13 protein-coding genes are annotated in these 18181 nt (G+C 47.7%); 3 read left to right on the top strand and 10 right to left on the bottom strand.

All coding sequences use genetic code 11. The annotated features are described in order from the left end of the window. Window positions 1-95: 95 nt before the first annotated feature. From rseP to rpsB, 8 genes are all read right to left on the bottom strand, one after another. On the bottom strand, window positions 96-1457 hold the full coding sequence (rseP, locus tag METTU_RS03680; protein ID WP_006889951.1) for an RIP metalloprotease RseP: 1362 nt from the start codon (window positions 1455-1457) through the stop codon (window positions 96-98). Then, on the bottom strand, window positions 1457-2641 hold the full coding sequence (gene ispC / locus METTU_RS03675; RefSeq protein WP_006889950.1) for a 1-deoxy-D-xylulose-5-phosphate reductoisomerase: 1185 nt from the start codon (window positions 2639-2641) through the stop codon (window positions 1457-1459). Before ispC ends, rseP begins: the two co-directional genes overlap by 1 nt. Further along, window positions 2638-3519, bottom strand: a complete 882-nt coding sequence (locus METTU_RS03670; RefSeq protein ID WP_006889949.1) for a phosphatidate cytidylyltransferase — start codon at window positions 3517-3519, stop codon at window positions 2638-2640. The genes ispC and METTU_RS03670 overlap by 4 nt, the downstream gene beginning before the upstream one ends. A 60-nt stretch (window positions 3520-3579) precedes the next feature. Next, complete coding sequence (gene uppS / locus METTU_RS03665; RefSeq protein ID WP_006889948.1) at window positions 3580-4368, bottom strand: undecaprenyl pyrophosphate synthase; 789 nt, start codon at window positions 4366-4368, stop codon at window positions 3580-3582. Between the two features lie 14 nt (window positions 4369-4382). Next, complete coding sequence (gene frr, locus METTU_RS03660) at window positions 4383-4940, bottom strand: ribosome recycling factor (RefSeq protein WP_006889947.1); 558 nt, start codon at window positions 4938-4940, stop codon at window positions 4383-4385. After that, a complete protein-coding gene (gene pyrH, locus METTU_RS03655) occupies window positions 4933-5664 on the bottom strand; it encodes a UMP kinase (protein WP_006889946.1) in 732 nt (243 codons plus the stop codon). The genes frr and pyrH overlap by 8 nt, the downstream gene beginning before the upstream one ends. 98 nt (window positions 5665-5762) lie before the next feature. Then, the gene (gene tsf / locus METTU_RS03650) at window positions 5763-6650 is read right to left on the bottom strand and encodes a translation elongation factor Ts (protein WP_006889945.1); all 888 of its coding nucleotides are present in this window, start codon (window positions 6648-6650) and stop codon (window positions 5763-5765) included. Window positions 6651-6762: 112 nt separating this feature from the next. Further along, the gene (rpsB, locus tag METTU_RS03645; protein ID WP_006889944.1) at window positions 6763-7500 is read right to left on the bottom strand and encodes a 30S ribosomal protein S2; all 738 of its coding nucleotides are present in this window, start codon (window positions 7498-7500) and stop codon (window positions 6763-6765) included. Between the two features lie 315 nt (window positions 7501-7815). Between rpsB and map the strand changes: the two genes are divergently transcribed. Beyond that, entirely contained in the window at window positions 7816-8580 is a 765-nt protein-coding gene (gene map / locus METTU_RS03640; protein WP_006889943.1) for a type I methionyl aminopeptidase, read from the top strand. Continuing rightward, a complete protein-coding gene (glnD, locus tag METTU_RS03635) occupies window positions 8577-11222 on the top strand; it encodes a [protein-PII] uridylyltransferase (protein WP_006889942.1) in 2646 nt (881 codons plus the stop codon). Before map ends, glnD begins: the two co-directional genes overlap by 4 nt. A gap of 183 nt (window positions 11223-11405) precedes the next feature. Here glnD and METTU_RS03630 read toward each other — a convergent pair whose 3' ends face one another. Then, on the bottom strand, window positions 11406-11783 hold the full coding sequence (locus tag METTU_RS03630; protein ID WP_006889941.1) for a PilZ domain-containing protein: 378 nt from the start codon (window positions 11781-11783) through the stop codon (window positions 11406-11408). 144 nt (window positions 11784-11927) lie between these two features. After that, window positions 11928-13145, bottom strand: coding sequence for a UbiH/UbiF/VisC/COQ6 family ubiquinone biosynthesis hydroxylase (locus tag METTU_RS03625; protein ID WP_006889940.1), 1218 nt, complete (start codon window positions 13143-13145; stop codon window positions 11928-11930). A gap of 393 nt (window positions 13146-13538) precedes the next feature. Here METTU_RS03625 and gltB point away from each other — a divergent pair, with 393 nt between their 5' ends. After that, window positions 13539-18158, top strand: a complete 4620-nt coding sequence (gltB, locus tag METTU_RS03620) for a glutamate synthase large subunit (RefSeq protein ID WP_006889939.1) — start codon at window positions 13539-13541, stop codon at window positions 18156-18158. Window positions 18159-18181: the final 23 nt, after the last annotated feature.

The following is an 18181-nucleotide window of genomic DNA, read 5'->3' as shown; positions in this document are numbered from 1 at the left end:
TGTTATAGTGTTCCTGTGTGAGTTTATAGGGCGTAGGATCGACTCTTCACTTAAGTAAACCGCCTTAGTTCCAACCTTAGTATCTTATTGCTGAATTATTGAAATAAGCGCTCAACATCCAAAAACATGGCCAATGCCATCAATGACACAAGCAATGCAATGCCGATTTGTTGAAAGAAGATTTGCGCCCGCTCTGAAACAGGACTGCCTTTAATGCCTTCTATCGCAAAAAACAGCAAGTGTCCGCCATCCAGCACCGGTATCGGCAATAAATTCAATACGCCTAAACTGACGCTGATCAAGGCCAAATATTTTATAAAGGGAACCAAACCCATCGTGGCAGACTGTCCCGCATATTGGGCAATGCTGATAGGACCGCTTAAGTTGTCTACGGAAGCCTTGCCAACCAGCATTTTTCCCATCATTTTCAAGCTGGTAATGGAATAATAATAGGTGGTTTCGAAGGCAACAGGTATCGCTGCCAGCGGCGACAATGAATATTCAACACTCACCGACTTCATCAGTTCTTCCGGTATATAAACTGAAGCGCCGACTTTACCTTCGGTATTCTTGCCCACAACCACGCTTTTGGGGGTAATGGTTGCGGGTAAACGTACGCCGTCGCGCTCGATTTCCAGCTTTATTGCGACATCGGCGTGACTTTTTACATAAGTCACCCATTGCATCCAGTCGGTTATGATTGTACCGTCGGCACTCACAATCAGGTCGCCTTGTTTTAAACCGGAAGCGAGAGCGGCGCTATCGGGAAGGACTTTCCCTATGATGGGCTGTAATTTCGGAGACCAGAGTTTAAAACCTAATCGTTGATATAGTACATCAGGATTTTCACTGTCTTTATCAGTAAGTTTAAGCGTCCTGATAGCTTGCTGATCATCAAAGCTTTTTACCGTAACCTTTATGTTCTGTTCCCCATCAAGCGCTGAGGATACTAACACGCTCATTGCCTCAGTCCAGGTGGGCGTCACCTTGTCGTTAACCGAGATAATCTCATCGCCTTCGACAAAGCCTGCCGCCGCGGCTAATGTACCCTGCTCTACCGAGCCGAGTATCGGTTTTATACCCATTTCGCCAATAACCAGCGCCCCCCAGAACAGCGCAACGGCGAGTACCAGGTTAAACACGGGACCTGCGGCGACTATAGCCGTTCTGGCCAATACCGATTGGCGGTTAAAGGCATACGGCAAGTCCGCTTCCTTAACTTGGCCTTCCCGCTCATCGACCATCTTGACATAGCCGCCCAGTGGAATTGCCGATATTACGTATGCTGTCGCATCAGGACTTTTTTGATACGCCCATAAAACCTTGCCGAAACCGACCGAAAACCGGAGTACTTTTACCCCGGCTTTACGCGCGACCCAGAAGTGCCCGAATTCATGAAATGAAACCAGGACACTGATGGCGACTATGAAATAAAACAGCGTATGCAGAAAATCCATCAATTATTAAGCTCTCCAATAATCTGTGCAGATGCCAATCTGGCTTGTTGATCTGCGTCTAAAATAATTTCCAAGGTATCGGCGGCCTTAACCTCGAATTTTTTCATGCAGCGTTCGATAATAACCGGAATATCGGTAAACCGAACCTGTTCGTTTAAAAATGCTTCGACCGCAATTTCATTGGCCGCATTTAACACCGTCGGCATGATGCCGCCTGCATCAATAGCCTCATAGGCCAGACGCAAACAGGGAAACCGCTCCAAATTAGGCTCATGGAAATCCATGCGCCCAACATCAAAAATATTCAGAGGGGCAACGCCCGAATCAAACCGTTCCGGCCAAGCCATTGAATAGGCGATAGGTATGCGCATATCGGGATTGCCCATTTGCGCCAAAACCGTTCCATCCACATAATCCACCATCGAATGGATAACGCTTTGCGGATGAATGACCACTTGTATCTGATCTGGGGTCATATCAAATAAAATACAAGCCTCGATCATCTCAAGACCCTTATTCATCATCGTTGCCGAATCCACGGAAATTTTTCTGCCCATATCCCAGTTGGGATGAGCGACCGCTTGATCCGGCGTTACATTGATCAATTGATCAACCGGCATTTCCCGAAAAGGACCGCCCGAAGCCGTCAATAAAATACGCCTCGCTTGTTTCGCCGGCATACCGGTTTTGTAACCGGCAGGCATGCACTGGAATATCGCATTATGCTCGCTATCAATAGGCAGCAATTGCGCTCCCGACTCAGTAACGGCCTGCATAAAAATCGAACCCGACATCACCAGGGCTTCTTTATTGGCCAGCAATATGGTTTTACCCGCTTTTGCCGCAGCAAGACTCGGCAATAAACCCGCCGCGCCTACGATGGCCGCCATGACTGAATCGACATTGTCCAACGTTGCAACATGCTCCAGCGCCTTGGCGCCGGACAACACCTTTATATCGGCAATGGCCGAATTTTTAAGTTTTTCTTCAAAGATTTTAGCCTTTTGCTCATCCACTACGACGACAACTTCAGGATGGTGTTCCAGACATTGTTCATAGAGGGTATCAATATTGGTATTGGCCGTTAACGCAATAACTTTATATAGACTGGAATGTCTGGCTACCACATCTAAAGTGCTGACGCCGATTGAGCCTGTCGCTCCGAGTATGCAAATACCTTTCATGACATAAGCCCAATCACGGCTATACCCGCATAAAAAAATGGAACGGCGGCAATCAAGCTGTCAATTCTATCCAGAATACCGCCGTGACCGGGCAGTACTGAACCGGTGTCTTTGACGCCACGCTGGCGTTTGACCACACTGAAAAACAAATCACCATAAATAGAAATCAACACCGTCAGCACAGACAACAGTATAAAATCGGTTACCCTCATCCAGACAAAACCATCACGATAGCCATAATAGCCAATAAAAGCAGCCGCCCAAACGGCTCCGGCTATTAAAGCGCCGTACATACCTTGAACCGTTTTACCTGGGCTGATTTCGGGTGACAACTTGGTTTTACCGAATTTCTTGCCGGCAAAATAAGCTGCAATATCCGCTGTCCAGATTAAAACCAGAAAATACAAGGTCATTTCCGAACCGTAAAAAGCTCTTAATCTACTCAAAAATAACCACGTTGCAAATAAAACAAGCCAGCCTATCAATGCCTTATAGCGAGTTTTCATTTCCAGCTTTAAAACACCGGCAGGCGTGTTTCTGATTAATATCATAGCCAATATCCAGAACAGCACCGGCGCTATAACCAGCCATTCCAGAGCGCCTGAATAATCCCTCACATCAGGCCAATCCAATGCTTGCGCAGTCAGTTCCAGAAATTGCGTCCAAAAATGCAGCCATAACATGGGCAGAATCAACGCAACTAAAAATAATCCGCGTTTAAACGGCGAATTAATGCCGATAAGGTTAGTCCATTCCCATGCCGCTAAAAGCGTAATTAGCCCTATGAGCAATGAAAAATACTCCGACTGCAGCTGGAAAACGGCAAGTACAACCAGAGGAACCAGAATTAATGCAGTAATAATTCGCTGTAGTAACATTTTTATAATTATTAGATGAAGTTGGAAGTAAGTGTTAGTTTTCAGTAAAAAACCAGCAGGTTATTTTAATGTAATCGATTTATCAAGCAGTTGCTCTCCGGTATGACCAAAGCGTCTTTGTCGGCTCTTAAAACTATTGATAGCTTCTTCAAGTGAGTTCTGGTCAAAATCCGGCCATAGCGTCGCTGTAAAATACAGCTCTGTATAAGCGAGTTGCCATAACAAAAAATTACTAACGCGTTGCTCGCCGCCAGTCCTGATAAACAAGTCGGGTTCGGGCAGGTCTGCGGTTGATAAATACTGATTGATCAGCTGCTCATTGATATCCTGATCTTTCAATTCTCCGGACGCTATTTTTCCCGCCACCGTCCGAAACGCCTGACACAGGTCCCAGCGCCCACCATAATTTGCCGCAATAACCAGCGTTAAAGCATTATTGTCTTTGGTTTGCGCCTCGCCTTCGGCCATTTTGGTCTGCAACTTGTCAGAGAATGCCGTTCTGTCGCCAATAAATCGCAAGCGGATATTATTACGATCAAGCTTGTTGATTTCCCGTTGCAAAGTCGCCATAAACAGCCCCATCAACAATGACACCTCTTCATCCGGGCGACGCCAGTTTTCACTGCTAAAAGCGAATAAGGTCAAGACTTCAACTTCTTGTTTGGCGCAATACTCTACAATTTTTCGAACTGCTTTAACCCCGGCCTGATGACCGATAGCTCGCGGCATAAATCTTTTCTGCGCCCAGCGGCCATTACCGTCCATGATAATGGCGATATGGCGCGGGTTGTTATTTATACCGGTGAGGGTACTTGTTGATTCCAAACTGTTACAGTCATCCGTAGACATTGTTTAAATCCCAATTACATTGACAGTAAATCAGCTTCTTTTGCTTCCAGCAATTTCTCAACGTCTTTTACATACTGATCAGTCAATTTTTGAATCTTTTCTTCAGCTGCACGCGCCTCGTCTTCGGAAATCATTTTTTCCTTCAAGGCCTCTTTTATGGCTGAATTCGCATCGCGACGAATGTTTCTGATCGCAACACGGCCATTTTCCGCTTCATTCTTGACGACTTTAACCAGGCTACGACGACGCTCTTCAGTCAGCGGCGGCAATGGAATACGAATAACCATCCCATTGGTAGCAGGATTCAAACCCAGGTCCGATTTCATGATGGCTTTTTCAATGGCCTGTACCATACCCTTTTCCCACGGCGTAATCGTCAAAGTACGTGCGTCTTCGACGGCAATATTGGCAACTTGGGATAACGAGGACTCGGTACCGTAGTATGAAACGTTAATCTGATCCAGTAAGCTGGGATGAGCCCGGCCCGTTCTTATTTTTGAGAATTCATGCTTTAAGGCTTCAATGCTTTTGCTCATGCGAGTTGAAGCGTCCTGTTGAATATCACTAATCATTATCTGTTCCTCGTTCAATAAGGGAGCCTATTTCTTCGCCCATCATCAGTTTCATTACTGCGCCTTTCTCGAAAACATTCATCACCCGCATGGGTACATTGTTATCCCGGCATAATACCAGCGCAGTGGTGTCCATGACATTGAGACGCTGATCCAGCGCTTCATCATAAGTTAATCGCGGATAGAATTTTGCATTTGGATCTTTTTGGGGATCGGCGGAATAAACGCCTTTGACTTTAGTAGCCTTAATCATCAATTCGGCATTGATTTCAATGGCCCTAAGACTGGCTGCCGAATCGGTGGTGAAAAAAGGATTTCCGGTCCCTGCTGCAAAAATAACAACCCGGCCTTTTTCCAAATGCCGGATTGCACGGCGGCGAATATAATCTTCACAGACCTGATTGATTTTCAGTGCGGACATCACCCTGACCGGCTGACCGTGTGCTTCCAAAGCATCCTGCATGGCCAGGGCATTTATTACAGTAGCCAGCATCCCCATCTGGTCGCTGGTTACTCGATCCAATCCTTCCGAAGCTTTTTCAGCGCCGCGCAATATATTACCGCCGCCGATAACCAAACCAACCTGAAGACCAACATCGCATAACTCTTTAATTTCAGTTGCAAGACGTTTAACAATATCCGCATCAATACTACCACCGGTCTCACTCATTAAAGCTTCACCGCTTAACTTAAGCAAAATTCTCTGGCAAATTGTTTTAGTCATTTTAATTATCAGGGCTGGTATTTATCATTGATGAATAAACAGGTGTTAGGCGAAAGATCAAGGTTTTTTCGCCTTGAATCTTCCGCCTTTCGCCTAAATTAATTGCCTCTAACTTGTGCCATAACCTCTTCGGCAAAGTTTTCTTCTTTCTTCTCAATTCCCTCACCCACTTCCAGGCGGGCAAAACGAATAACACTGTTACCTTTTGAGGCAAGCAGTTTGGCGACAGTAACTTTATCGTCCTTAATAAAAGGCTGGCCCAACAAAGTGATTTCAGCCAAAAATTTACTGATCCGGCCTACAACCATTTTCTCAATAATTTCCGCAGGTTTTCCGCTTTCTGCAGCTTGAGCCGAGAAAATCTCTTTCTCTTTTTCAATCAGTTCTGCAGGCACTTGTTCGTCAGAAACACAAGTCGGTTTGCTTGCTGCAATATGCATGGCGATGTCTTTACCTAATTCAGCATCAGCCTTGGCCAATTCAACGATCACGCCGATTTTTTTACCGTGTAAATAGCAAGCTGTACCGCCGGTAGCAGTCTGGTATTTTTGGAAACGTCTGACAGTAATATTTTCGCCCAACTTGGCAATCAGGCCGCGACGAACTTCGTCCACAATCGTGCCGTCAGCCAATTTCATTGCCAACAGTTGTTCATCTGTTTCAATATCGGAATTCAACAAAGCTTCTGTGACATTATTGACGAAATTTACGAAATCATCCGCTTTGGCAACAAAATCAGTTTCACAGTTAACATCAACAATCGCCACAGTTTTTCCGTCATCACTGACTTTAGCGCCGATGATGCCTTCAGCAGCAATGCGGTCGGATTTTTTATCGGCCTTGGCTAAACCGGATTTGCGCATATTTTCAATGGCCAGTTCCATGTCGCCATTGGCTTCAACTAATGCTTTTTTGCACTCCATCATACCGGAGGCAGTTCTTTCACGCAGTTCCTTAACCATTGCTGCACTAATAGTAATACTCATTCTTTGTCTTTCCTCATTATTCATAACTGTAAAAACGCCCCCGTGAGGAGGCGTTTTTGCCTAACTTTAAGTACTCATTTCACAGGAAACGCCTGTGAAGATAAGATCGTACTTATTCTGCCGCCTCTTCAACAAAATCATCAGCTTTTGCTGACAATCCCAAACCTGCCGATTTAGCTTCCATTACTGCCGCGGAAACACTTTCGCAATACAGTTTAACTGCACGAATTGAGTCATCATTACCAGGAATAATGTAATCAATTTTTTCCGGTGAATTGTTGGAATCTACAATACCAACAACCGGAATACCTAATTTTTTAGCTTCACTGATCGCATTTTTTTCATAACCGACATCCAGAATGAAAATCACATCAGGAACGCCTTTCATGTCTTTAATTCCACCCAGACTGCGCTCCAGTTTTTCAAGTTCGCGTTCCATACCTAACGCTTCTTTCTTGGCAAAACGTTGATAAAGCGTACCGTCAGCTTTCATCGCTTCCAGTTCTTTAAGGCGATTGATTGACTTCTTGATGGTTTTGAAATTTGTCAGCATGCCGCCTAACCAGCGATGGTTGACATAAGGCATGCCGCAGCGTGCGGCTTCTTCAGCAACCACTTTTCGCGCTGCTTTCTTGGTACCAACAAACAGGACTGTGCCTTTGTTTGCTGTCATCTGACCCAGATAATTCATTGCGTCATTAAACATTGGAAGCGTTTTTTCCAAATCGATAATATGGATCTTGTTACGTGAACCGAACAGGTACGTAGCCATTTTCGGGTTCCAATAACGAGTTTGATGTCCAAAATGAACACCCGCTTCAAGCATTTGACGCATAGATACTGCTGCCATTAATTTCTCCTAAGATAAAAAATTCGAAACATCTGTTCCGAGTTGGGTTACGCCTCCACCTATCCCGCCTGGAAACCAGTAACAACCCTCCTCTTTCGAGGTCAGGTTACACCGGCACCCTTCCAAACGTGACGATAGGTGTGAGTATTAGTTCAAAAACGAACTTCCCTTTATACCATAATTACTTTTTCACAACAAGCCGATCTCTGTTAAAATAATCTCATCACACAGCCGCAAAGTAGAAAACACAAGCTTAAAAAACTTATCGTTTGCGCTTGTTAAACCCTTATTCTTATCAGCCTTGTACCTGTTTTTATGAGCATAACTATTAAAACCGAAAGTGAAATCGAAAAAATGCGGATTGCCGGAAAACTGGCGGCCGAAGTTTTAGAAATGATTGCACCCTATGTTGTTCCCGGCGTCACCACCGACGAACTCAATCAGATTTGCCACGACTATATTGTTGACGTACAACAAGCCATCCCTGCACCGCTCAATTATCACGGCTTTCCAAAATCCATCTGCACTTCGATTAACCAGCAGATCTGCCACGGCATTCCCAGCGATAAAAAACTTAAATCAGGCGATATTGTCAATATCGACATTACCGTCATCAAAGACGACTACCACGGCGACACCAGTAAAATGTTTTGCGTCGGCGAAGTCAGTCCGCACGCAAAACGCCTGGTTAAAATAACTCAGGAAGCCATGTTTTTGGGTATTAACCAGGTAAGACCGGGGGCCACATTAGGCGATGTTGGTCACGTCATACAAAAACACGCAGAATCCAATCGTTATTCCGTAGTCAGGGAGTTTTGCGGCCACGGCATCGGCAAAAAATTCCATGAAGAACCGCAAGTATTGCATTACGGTAAAGCCGGTGAAGGCGAGGTTCTTGAGGCGGGCATGATATTAACTATTGAACCCATGATTAATCTAGGCAAACGACACATGAAAGTATTGGCCGACGGCTGGACCGCAGTAACCAAAGATCGAAGCCTATCTGCACAATGGGAACACACCATTTTGGTAACCCAAAGCGGCTATGAAATTCTGACTTTGCGCCAAGAAGAAATGTGACCGCCTTGAACAAAAACATTAATGCCGCAATTTTTGCCGAAAAAGACAGCCTACAACAATTTAAACAACTACTAAAACAAAAAGACGCCGAACTGCGACAAAAATTCAACCCTCACAAATCGGTTTCCAAATTACTTAAAGAAAAATCCGATTTTATCGATGAAATCTTAAGCTGCTGCTGGCAACATTTCCTTGGCGAACACGCAGGCCAACTGATGTTGTGTGCCGTTGGCGGTTACGGCAGAAGAGAGTTATTCCCTTATTCCGATATCGATATTGTCGTTTTACTGGATTCTGACGACACGTCCGCTTACCAGGAAACACTAGCAAACTTCTTCACTTTCCTCTGGGATATCGGCTTAAAACCGGGACAAAGCGTACGCACCATCAAACAGTGCGTCGAAGCGGCAATCAGTGATCAAACGATCATCACCAGTCTCATGGAAAACCGGTTGATTACCGGCAACACCGCCCTGCATAAAGCGCTGAATCAACAAATCACGCCGGATAAGATCTGGCCATCGGATCAGTTTTTTGCCGCCAAAATGGAAGAACAGCGACAGCGCTATGCCAAATTTCATGACACTGCCTACAATCTCGAACCCAACATCAAAGAAGGCCCCGGCGGACTCCGCGACAGACAGGTTATCGCCTGGGTGTTCAAGCGTCACTACAACTCATCAACACTCAAGGAACTGATTAAATACGGCTTCTTGCCCGAATCCGAATATTTCGAGCTGGTTGCCGCACTTGAGGTGCTATGGCGAATTCGCTACGCATTGCATCTTTTAACCAACCGATGCGAAGATCGACTTATTTTTGATTATCAACGCGATCTTGCCCGGCAATTCGGCTTCAGCACAGAGCATCAGGAATACAATCAGGATGTCGAACAATTCATGCAGTTTTATTTTAAAACGGTACTTGGACTTGAGCGCCTCAATGAAATGCTGCTGCAATTATTTAATGAGCGCTTCGTTTCCGGAGAAGTTATTTACAAATCAATCCCGCTTAACGACAAATTCGTCGCCATCAACGGCTACCTTGAAGCCATTGACGACACGCTTTTCGAACGGCACCCGCTGGCCTTGCTGGAACTCTTTTTAGTTCTGGAGCAAAATTCATCAATCAAAGGCGTCAGGGCAACAACCATACGCTTGATTCGTAAAAGCCTGCATTTAATCGACGACGCATTTCGCAAGAACAAAGACGCCAACCGTCTTTTCATAGAAGCATTCCGTCAACCGCGAGGCATTACCGATCAATTAAGGCGCATGAATCGCTACGGGATTTTAGCCGCCTACATCCCTTGCTTTGCCAATATTGTCGCCCGCATGCAGTATGATTTGTTTCACATATATACCGTGGACGAACACACGCTTTTTGTTATCCGCAACTTACGCCGCTTTGCCTTGGAAAAACACCTTGATGAACTGCCTTTCTGCAACGATATTTTTCTGCTGATCCCAAAACCCGAAATACTGTATCTTGCCGGTCTATTTCATGACATCGCCAAAGGCAGGAGCGGCGACCATTCCGCCATTGGCGAAGAAATCGCCAGGGAGTTCTGCGTTCAGCACGATCTTTCCCAGCATGATACCAACCTGATTTGCTGGCTGGTTCGCAATCATTTGGTCATGTCGATGACTGCACAACGAAAAGACATCAGCGATCCTGACGTCATTCATCAATTTGCCCAGACCGTTGGCAGCATTGAATACCTGAACCACCTATACCTGCTGACCGTAGCGGATATTCGCGCCACCAATCCCGAACTGTGGAACGCATGGAAAGATGCTCTGCTCAAAGAGCTTTACTCGGTGACCTATAGCGCCTTGCACAGGGGCTTGCAAAATCCCGTGGCGCTGGCGGACCGCCTGCTCGAAAACAAAAAAGAAGCAAAAGACGAACTTATTAAACTGGGCATATCCGAAGCGGTTATCCTCAAATCCTGGCAGCATGCCGGTGATGATTATTTTTTAAGATATTCAGCCGATGAAATAGCCTGGCATACCATTGCCATCGCCTCCTCCAGGGAAGATGACTTGCCTCTGGTCCTGCTCCGCCCGCAAACTCAACGCGGCAGCGCGGAAGTTTTTGTCTATACAAAAAATGAAGAAGCTATTTTTTCGCTGAGCACAGCCACTCTCGACCAACTGGGACTCACCATTCTTGACGCCCGGATCATGACCACGACCGATGACTATGTGCTGAATAGCTTCTTGGTCCTCGAACAATCGGGAGAACCCATCAACGAACTGTTCAGAGAAGTGCATATTTGCACCGCCCTTCGCAATAATCTGCTCCTTCGCGAAGTCAAAAAACACAAAAATATTCATCGCCAGTCAAGACAGGCCAAACATTTTCCCATCCCCACCAGCATTCAATTTCACGCCGACCCTTTAAACAGGCATACGATTATTGAGCTCATCACCACGGATCATGCCGGACTTTTATCAAAAATAGGTCGCGCATTTGTAAAAAAAGACATCCATCTGCACAGCGCAAAAATAACCACCATCGGCAGCCGGGCTGAAGACATGTTTTACATCACGGACAACCAGTCACAACCCATCACAGACCCTGCCACACAGGAACAAATACGCGAAGAAATTTTGAAAATGCTGGGTACTACAGGTTAATACTGAGTTTAATATAGCGAAGACACAACGCCTGTAGGGGCAGACTAAAGCCTAACGCATCAACCACTTAGGAACGCACATAAAGTTGCTACTAATAGCCGGCGCGCAGGCTTTGCCTGCACACGCAAGCAAAGCTTGCACTCCCGCTACAGACTTACGGCGCGAGTTGTTCAAATTATTTCCTTAGTTAGGCGCCAGCCTTTTCTCAATAAACCGAACAAGCCATTCATGGCCATTACTCTCAATATCAGCATAACGCAGTCCGATTTTACATTGATCGCTGGATATACGCCGCGAAAAAGCCACATGGCATTTCGCGACTATTTTGGATGGATGACCATCCCGCTCAGACAGATCCAGATCGACAAACACCGATACCGGCTTACCGTCGCGAACAAAACTCCCTCCCGGGGTAATCATGTTCCGTTGCTTGATATTACATTCGATACCTAGCCCATCGCTGGATACATCTACTGCACTCACCTTAATGCGCACACCATCTTCGGTAGTGACAATAGCGGAAACTTGTACTGGAATCCTTTGATAAAGCCTTCTTTCCATAACCGTTTACACTCACTATCAAAATCACTTAAAAACTCAAGTTTAAAAAATTACTTATTCCAATGCAACCGATGCGGCTGACCGCCTGTCAACTATCAAGAATATTGCCGGAAATGCAGCACATCCAAAACAATATCCTCTTGATTAAATAATCGACTCACCCCGTGCAAGCTTGGGCAAGTTACCGTCCAACCCCATAGCGCTACGCATCACTTTATTTTTAGCGGGCAAAATGCGCTCGGCCAAGCCCAAGCCCAAATTGCGTAAAAACTTGACCGGCAGGACCTGATTACTGAACACTCGATAAAAAACATCCATTACCGTCATCATTTTCAGATTTTCATTACGGCGCATTTTTTCATAGCGCCTTAAAACCGCCAAATCACCCGGATCCAGCCCCTGCTTGCTCGCATCAATCAACACCTCGGCCAATGCCGCAGCATCCAGCAAACCGATATTAACCCCCTGCCCCGCCAGCGGATTAATCATATGCGCCGCATCGCCAACCAAAACCACACCGGGCTTAACATAGCTTTGCGCGTGCTGCCGTTTCAATGGAAAGCTTGCCGTACCCAAAATAGCATTAACCTTACCCAGACAATCGGGAAAAGTTGCCGTCAATTCGCGCAACAAATCTTCGCTGAACAAGGTTTTCAAGCGGGCCACTTCATCCGGCGAGTTATACCAGACTATAGACCCGTAATGGCCGGTTAACGGCAAAAACGCCTGCGGTCCGCTGGGTACAAAGCGCTGCCAGGTTATATCCTGCTGACCGTAATCCGTATCAATATAAATCACCAGTGCATGCTGACTGTAATCCCAGCTGGTTACGCCCAACCCCACTGCCTGCCTGACTCTGGATTGGCCGCCATCTGCAGCAACCAGCACTTTTGCCGACAAAATCCGACCATCGCCCAGCTCCACTTCGGGTGATTGGCCCGCCGAATAGTTAATTTTATTAATGGTAGCCGGACACATCAGCTCGACATTGGCAAAATCCTGCAACCGCTCCAATAACGCCAACTGGGTCACCCTGTTTTCAACGATAAAACCCAATTCAGGATAGTTAATATCGTCACTACAAAATTCAGTATCCCCCGCCGTCTCCCAAACCCGCATCCTGCGAAACGGGCAAAGCCTGCGATTAACAACGCCGCTCCATGCACCCACGGTTTCAAGTATATTTTTTGATGCAATACTGAGCGCAGAAACCCTTAAATCATGCGGCTGATCAGGAGCAAAAGCCTGTGGCGGCGCGCTCTCTATCACCGCCACCTTCAACGAACTCCCACCAAGACCGCAGGCAACAGCCGCCCCAACCATACCCCCACCCACAACCACAACATCAAAATTTTCTTTCATAATTAACCAATAATATGATATGAATTGACTTAAATAATTGCACCGACTCTTAAAGAAACAAGAGTCCGCCTACAAAAACAGAAGAAATATTCAACGAGAACAATCAATCATTAAAACAGAGCGGAAAGATACCACATCCATTTAAAGAATAAGCAAAATACCGCCATCAACTGCGTGACAAAAGACCACCGCCTAGCCTATATCAGCGAACAATATCCCAACTGATTAGTGGCGCAGACAACAAAAGACTGCGTGACAGAATCGCCTGTCATCCGTATAATTAACTGGTTTTGCCGTACCGTGGCCTCTGATGCAGGCATCAAAACAGGTGCGCAATGAGGGTTGATAAGTTAGAGGACTACAACCCTTTTGTAATATTTTTTAGAGGTGACAATGAGTCAAAGTACGCTACCGACCAGACAGGGTTTATATGATCCACGCAATGAACATGATGCATGCGGCGTGGGTTTTATCGTTCATATAAAGGGCCAAAAAAGCCATGAAATCGTACGTCAGGGTCTGGAATTACTTAAAAACCTGACCCATCGTGGCGCGGTTGGCGCCGATATCTATGCGGGCGATGGTGCGGGAATTCTGATTCAAATGCCTGATGCTTTTTTGCGCGCAGAGTGCGACAAGATAAGCATCACCCTTCCGAAAGCAGACGATTATGCCGCAGGCATGGTATTTTTACCGCGCGACGCCTCCAATCGAGCCACTTGCGAGAAATTGCTAACCGACATCATTGCACAAGAAAAACTCGTACTATTAGGTTGGCGCGATGTGCCTGTCGATAATCATACCTTGGGCGAGTCAGTCAAACTGGTTGAACCGTTTATTCGGCAGATTTTTATTGCACGCAGCGAAGACTGCGCCGATCAAGACGCTTTCGAGCGTAAACTGTTTGTGATTCGCAAACAAGTTGAAAACGCCGTCCGCGATTTGAAGCTGGATCATGGCCACTCTTTTTATATCCCGTCCTTATCGTCACGCACCATCGTTTACAAAGGCATGTTGCTGGCAGATCAGGTCGGTGCGTTTTATGCCGACTTAAGCGATGAACGCATGGTCAGCGCTTTAGCGTTAGTGCATCAACGTTTTTCCACCAACACTTTCCCGACCTGGGATCTGGCACATCCTTTCCGCCTGATCGCCCATAACGGCGAAATCAACACCTTGCGCGGCAATGTTAACGGCATGGCGGCGCGTCGCCATTCCATAGCGTCCAGCGTATTGGGCGACGACATGCACAAATTGTGGCCGCTAATCAACGAAGAACAATCGGATTCGGCCTGTTTCGACAATGCACTGGAACTATTGGTTGCAGGCGGCTATTCACTGGCCCACGCCATGATGTTACTGATTCCCGAAGCATGGGCCGGCAATGTCTTAATGGATGAAAAACTGCGCGCGTTTTATGAATACAACGCAGCCCTGATGGAACCTTGGGATGGCCCCGCAGCCATTGCTTTCACCGATGGCCGTCAAATCGGCGCAACCCTGGATCGCAACGGCTTACGTCCTGCGCGTTACTTGGTCACCGATGACGATTTCGTCATCATGGCGTCGGAAATGGGCGTACTGGAAATTCCCCAGCACAAGATCATCAAAAAATGGCGCTTGCAACCGGGCAAAATGCTGCTGATCGACACCGAACAAGGCCGCATTATTGATGATGCGGAATTGAAAGCCAATTTGTCGGCGTGCCACCCTTATTCCGAATGGCTGAGCAAAACTCAAATCCTGCTGTCCGAACTGCCTGCCGAAATTTCCGCAATGGCACCGGATGCGCACACCCTTCTGGATAGACAGCAAGCATTCGGTTATACCCGAGAAGATATTGAATTCATCCTGAAACCGATTGCGCAAACCGGACAGGAACCGATCAGCTCAATGGGCATCGATACAGCGTTGGCAGTGTTATCGCAACGTTCGCGTATGCTGTACGATTACTTCAAGCAAGGCTTTGCCCAAGTCACCAATCCGGCTATCGACCCTATTCGCGAAGAACTGGTCATGTCGCTGGTTTCCCTGATCGGTCCGCGCCCCAATTTATTGGGCCTGGACGAAGGCGGAACCCACATGCGCCTGGAAGTGGAACAGCCCATTTTGACCAATCAGGATTTGGAAAAAATTCGTCGCATCGAAACGCGCACCGGTGGTGTATTCAAGACCAAAACTCTGACGCTTTGCTATCCATCCGATTTGGGAGCATGCGGCATGGAAGCGGCGCTCGATAAACTGTGCCTTGCAGCAAAACAGGCTGTTGAAGAAGGCAACAATATCCTGGCGCTATCCGACCGCGACCTGGATATTGCGCATATTGCGATACCCGCCTTGCTGGCGACTTCCGCAGTGCATCACTACCTGACCCGCGAAGGCCTGCGTACCAAAGTAGGCCTAGTTGTCGAAACCGGCGAAGCGCGCGAAGTCCATCATTTTGCGCTGTTGGCCGCCTACGGTGCGGAAGCGGTTAACCCTTACCTGGCTTTCGACACGCTTTCCGGGTTATGCCAAGACATCGCTGACCTCAGCGAATATGAAGCGCACAAACGTTATATCAAAGCGATCTCCAAAGGCCTGCTTAAAGTCATGTCCAAAATGGGCATTTCGACTTATCAGTCTTATTGCGGCGCGCAAATTTTTAATGCCATCGGTTTGGCTGAACCGTTCCTGGATCGCTATTTCACCGGCACAACCAGCACTGTAGAAGGCGTCGGTTTAGCGGAAATCAGCGAAGAAACCAGTCGTCGTCACCGAATTGCTTTCGGCAATGCGCCGTTATACCGCGACGCTCTGGATATCGGCGGGGAATATGCGTATCGTCTGCGCGGCGAAGCGCATACCTGGACGCCCGCCACCATCAGCACCTTGCAACACGCGACGCGCAGCAACAGCTATGAAAAATACGCTGAATTTTGCCGCTTGATCGATGAGCAAAACGAAGCCTTGCTGACCTTGCGCGGCTTGATGTCGTTCAAGGAAGATGCGACGCCTGTGCCGTTGGACGAAGTGGAGTCCGCAGCAGACATCGTCAAGCGTTTTGCCACGGGAGCGATGTCGTTCGGCTCGATTTCCTACGAAGCGCATACCAATCTGGCTATTGCGATGAACCGCATCGGCGGCAAATCCAACACCGGCGAAGGCGGAGAACTTCCGGAACGCTTCAAGACCTTGCCCAACGGCGATTCGATGCGTTCGGCGATTAAACAAGTCGCTTCAGGCCGTTTTGGCGTGACCACCGAATATCTGGTCAATGCCGACGACATTCAGATAAAAGTCAGCCAGGGCGCGAAACCCGGCGAAGGCGGACAGCTGCCCGGACATAAAGTCGATGCGGTTATTGCCCGAGTGCGTCATTCAACTCGAGGCGTTGGCTTAATATCGCCGCCGCCGCACCATGACATTTATTCGATTGAAGATTTGGCGCAGTTGATCCATGACTTGAAAAACGTCAATCCCGAAGCGCGGATCAGCGTCAAGCTGGTGTCGGAACACGGTGTCGGTACTGTTGCAGCGGGCGTTTCCAAAGCCCACGCCGATCATGTGACCATTTCCGGCTATGACGGCGGCACCGGCGCAAGCCCGATGACTTCGATCAAACACGCCGGTTTGCCGTGGGAAATCGGCCTTGCAGAAACTCATCAAACATTGGTATTGAACAAACTGCGCGGTCGTATTGCCGTGCAAGTCGATGGCGGTCTGCGTACCGGTCGCGACGTGATCATCGGCGCATTATTAGGCGCGGATGAATTCGGCTTTGCCACTGCGCCATTGATCGTTTCGGGTTGTTTGATGATGCGCAAGTGCCATCTGAATACCTGCCCGGTCGGCGTAGCAACGCAAGACCCTGAACTGCGCAAACGTTTTACCGGGCAGCCTGAACATGTGGTCAATTATTTCTTCATGGTCGCGGAAGATGTGCGCCAGTGGATGGCGAAACTGGGCTTCCGAAGCTTCAACGAAATGATCGGACGCTCGGACAAACTGGACATGCAGCGCTCACTGAACCATTGGAAAACCGAAGGCTTGGATTTCAGCCGGGTTTTCTATAAACCCGAAATTGACAGTACGACCGCTGTTTATAACACCGAACGCCAAGATCACGGCTTGGATCAGGCATTGGATCATACCTTGATTGCAGCCGCTCAACCTGCACTGCAAAACGGACAACCGGTGATCATTAATACGCCGATCCGCAATATTAACCGTACTTTCGGTGCGATGCTGTCCGGCGAAGTCGCCAAGCGTTATGGTCATAAAGGTTTGCCTGAAGACACCATCGCTATTAATGTCAAAGGTACCGCCGGTCAAAGTTTCGGCGCGTTTTTAGCGCAAGGCATCAGCATCGAGCTTGAAGGCGAAGGCAATGATTATGTAGGCAAAGGCATGAGCGGCGGCCGTATCGCCATTTACCAGCCTAAAGACTGCCCTATTACGCCTGCGGAAAATATTATCGTCGGCAACACCGTGCTGTACGGCGCTGTCAGCGGCGAATGTTATTTCAGCGGCGTTGCGGGCGAACGTTTTGCGGTGCGCAATTCGGGCGCTGTCGCGGTTGTCGAAGGCGTGGGCGACCATGGCTGCGAATACATGACCGGCGGCGTTGTGATCGTACTCGGACAAACCGGTCGCAATTTTGCGGCGGGTATGTCCGGCGGTGTGGCTTATGTGCTCGATGAAGACCGCAGCTTTGAAAAGCGTTGCAATTTGGCGATGGTGGAACTCGAACCGATCCCCGAGGAAGACGACACGTTGGAAGCCATTGCACACCAAGGCGGCGACATGGAAACACACGGACGCGTCCACATCATGTCCGATATGACCCGTTATGATGCGCAACGCTTAAAGCATTTCATTGAAAATCATAAGCGTTATACCAACAGCGCCAGAGCGCAGCATATTTTAGATAACTGGCAGGATTATTTGCCGCGTTTTGTTAAAGTCATGCCGGTCGATTACCGCGAAGCGCTCAAACAAATTCAGGCTGAACAAGCTACCGCGTCCTGCTAACGCCCCTCGCCTACGTCCTGTAG

The sequence above is a fragment of the Methylobacter tundripaludum SV96 genome (assembly GCF_000190755.2).
GTDB lineage: Bacteria > Pseudomonadota > Gammaproteobacteria > Methylococcales > Methylomonadaceae > Methylobacter_A > Methylobacter_A tundripaludum.
This window is presented reverse-complemented; position numbering and strand designations above follow the sequence as displayed.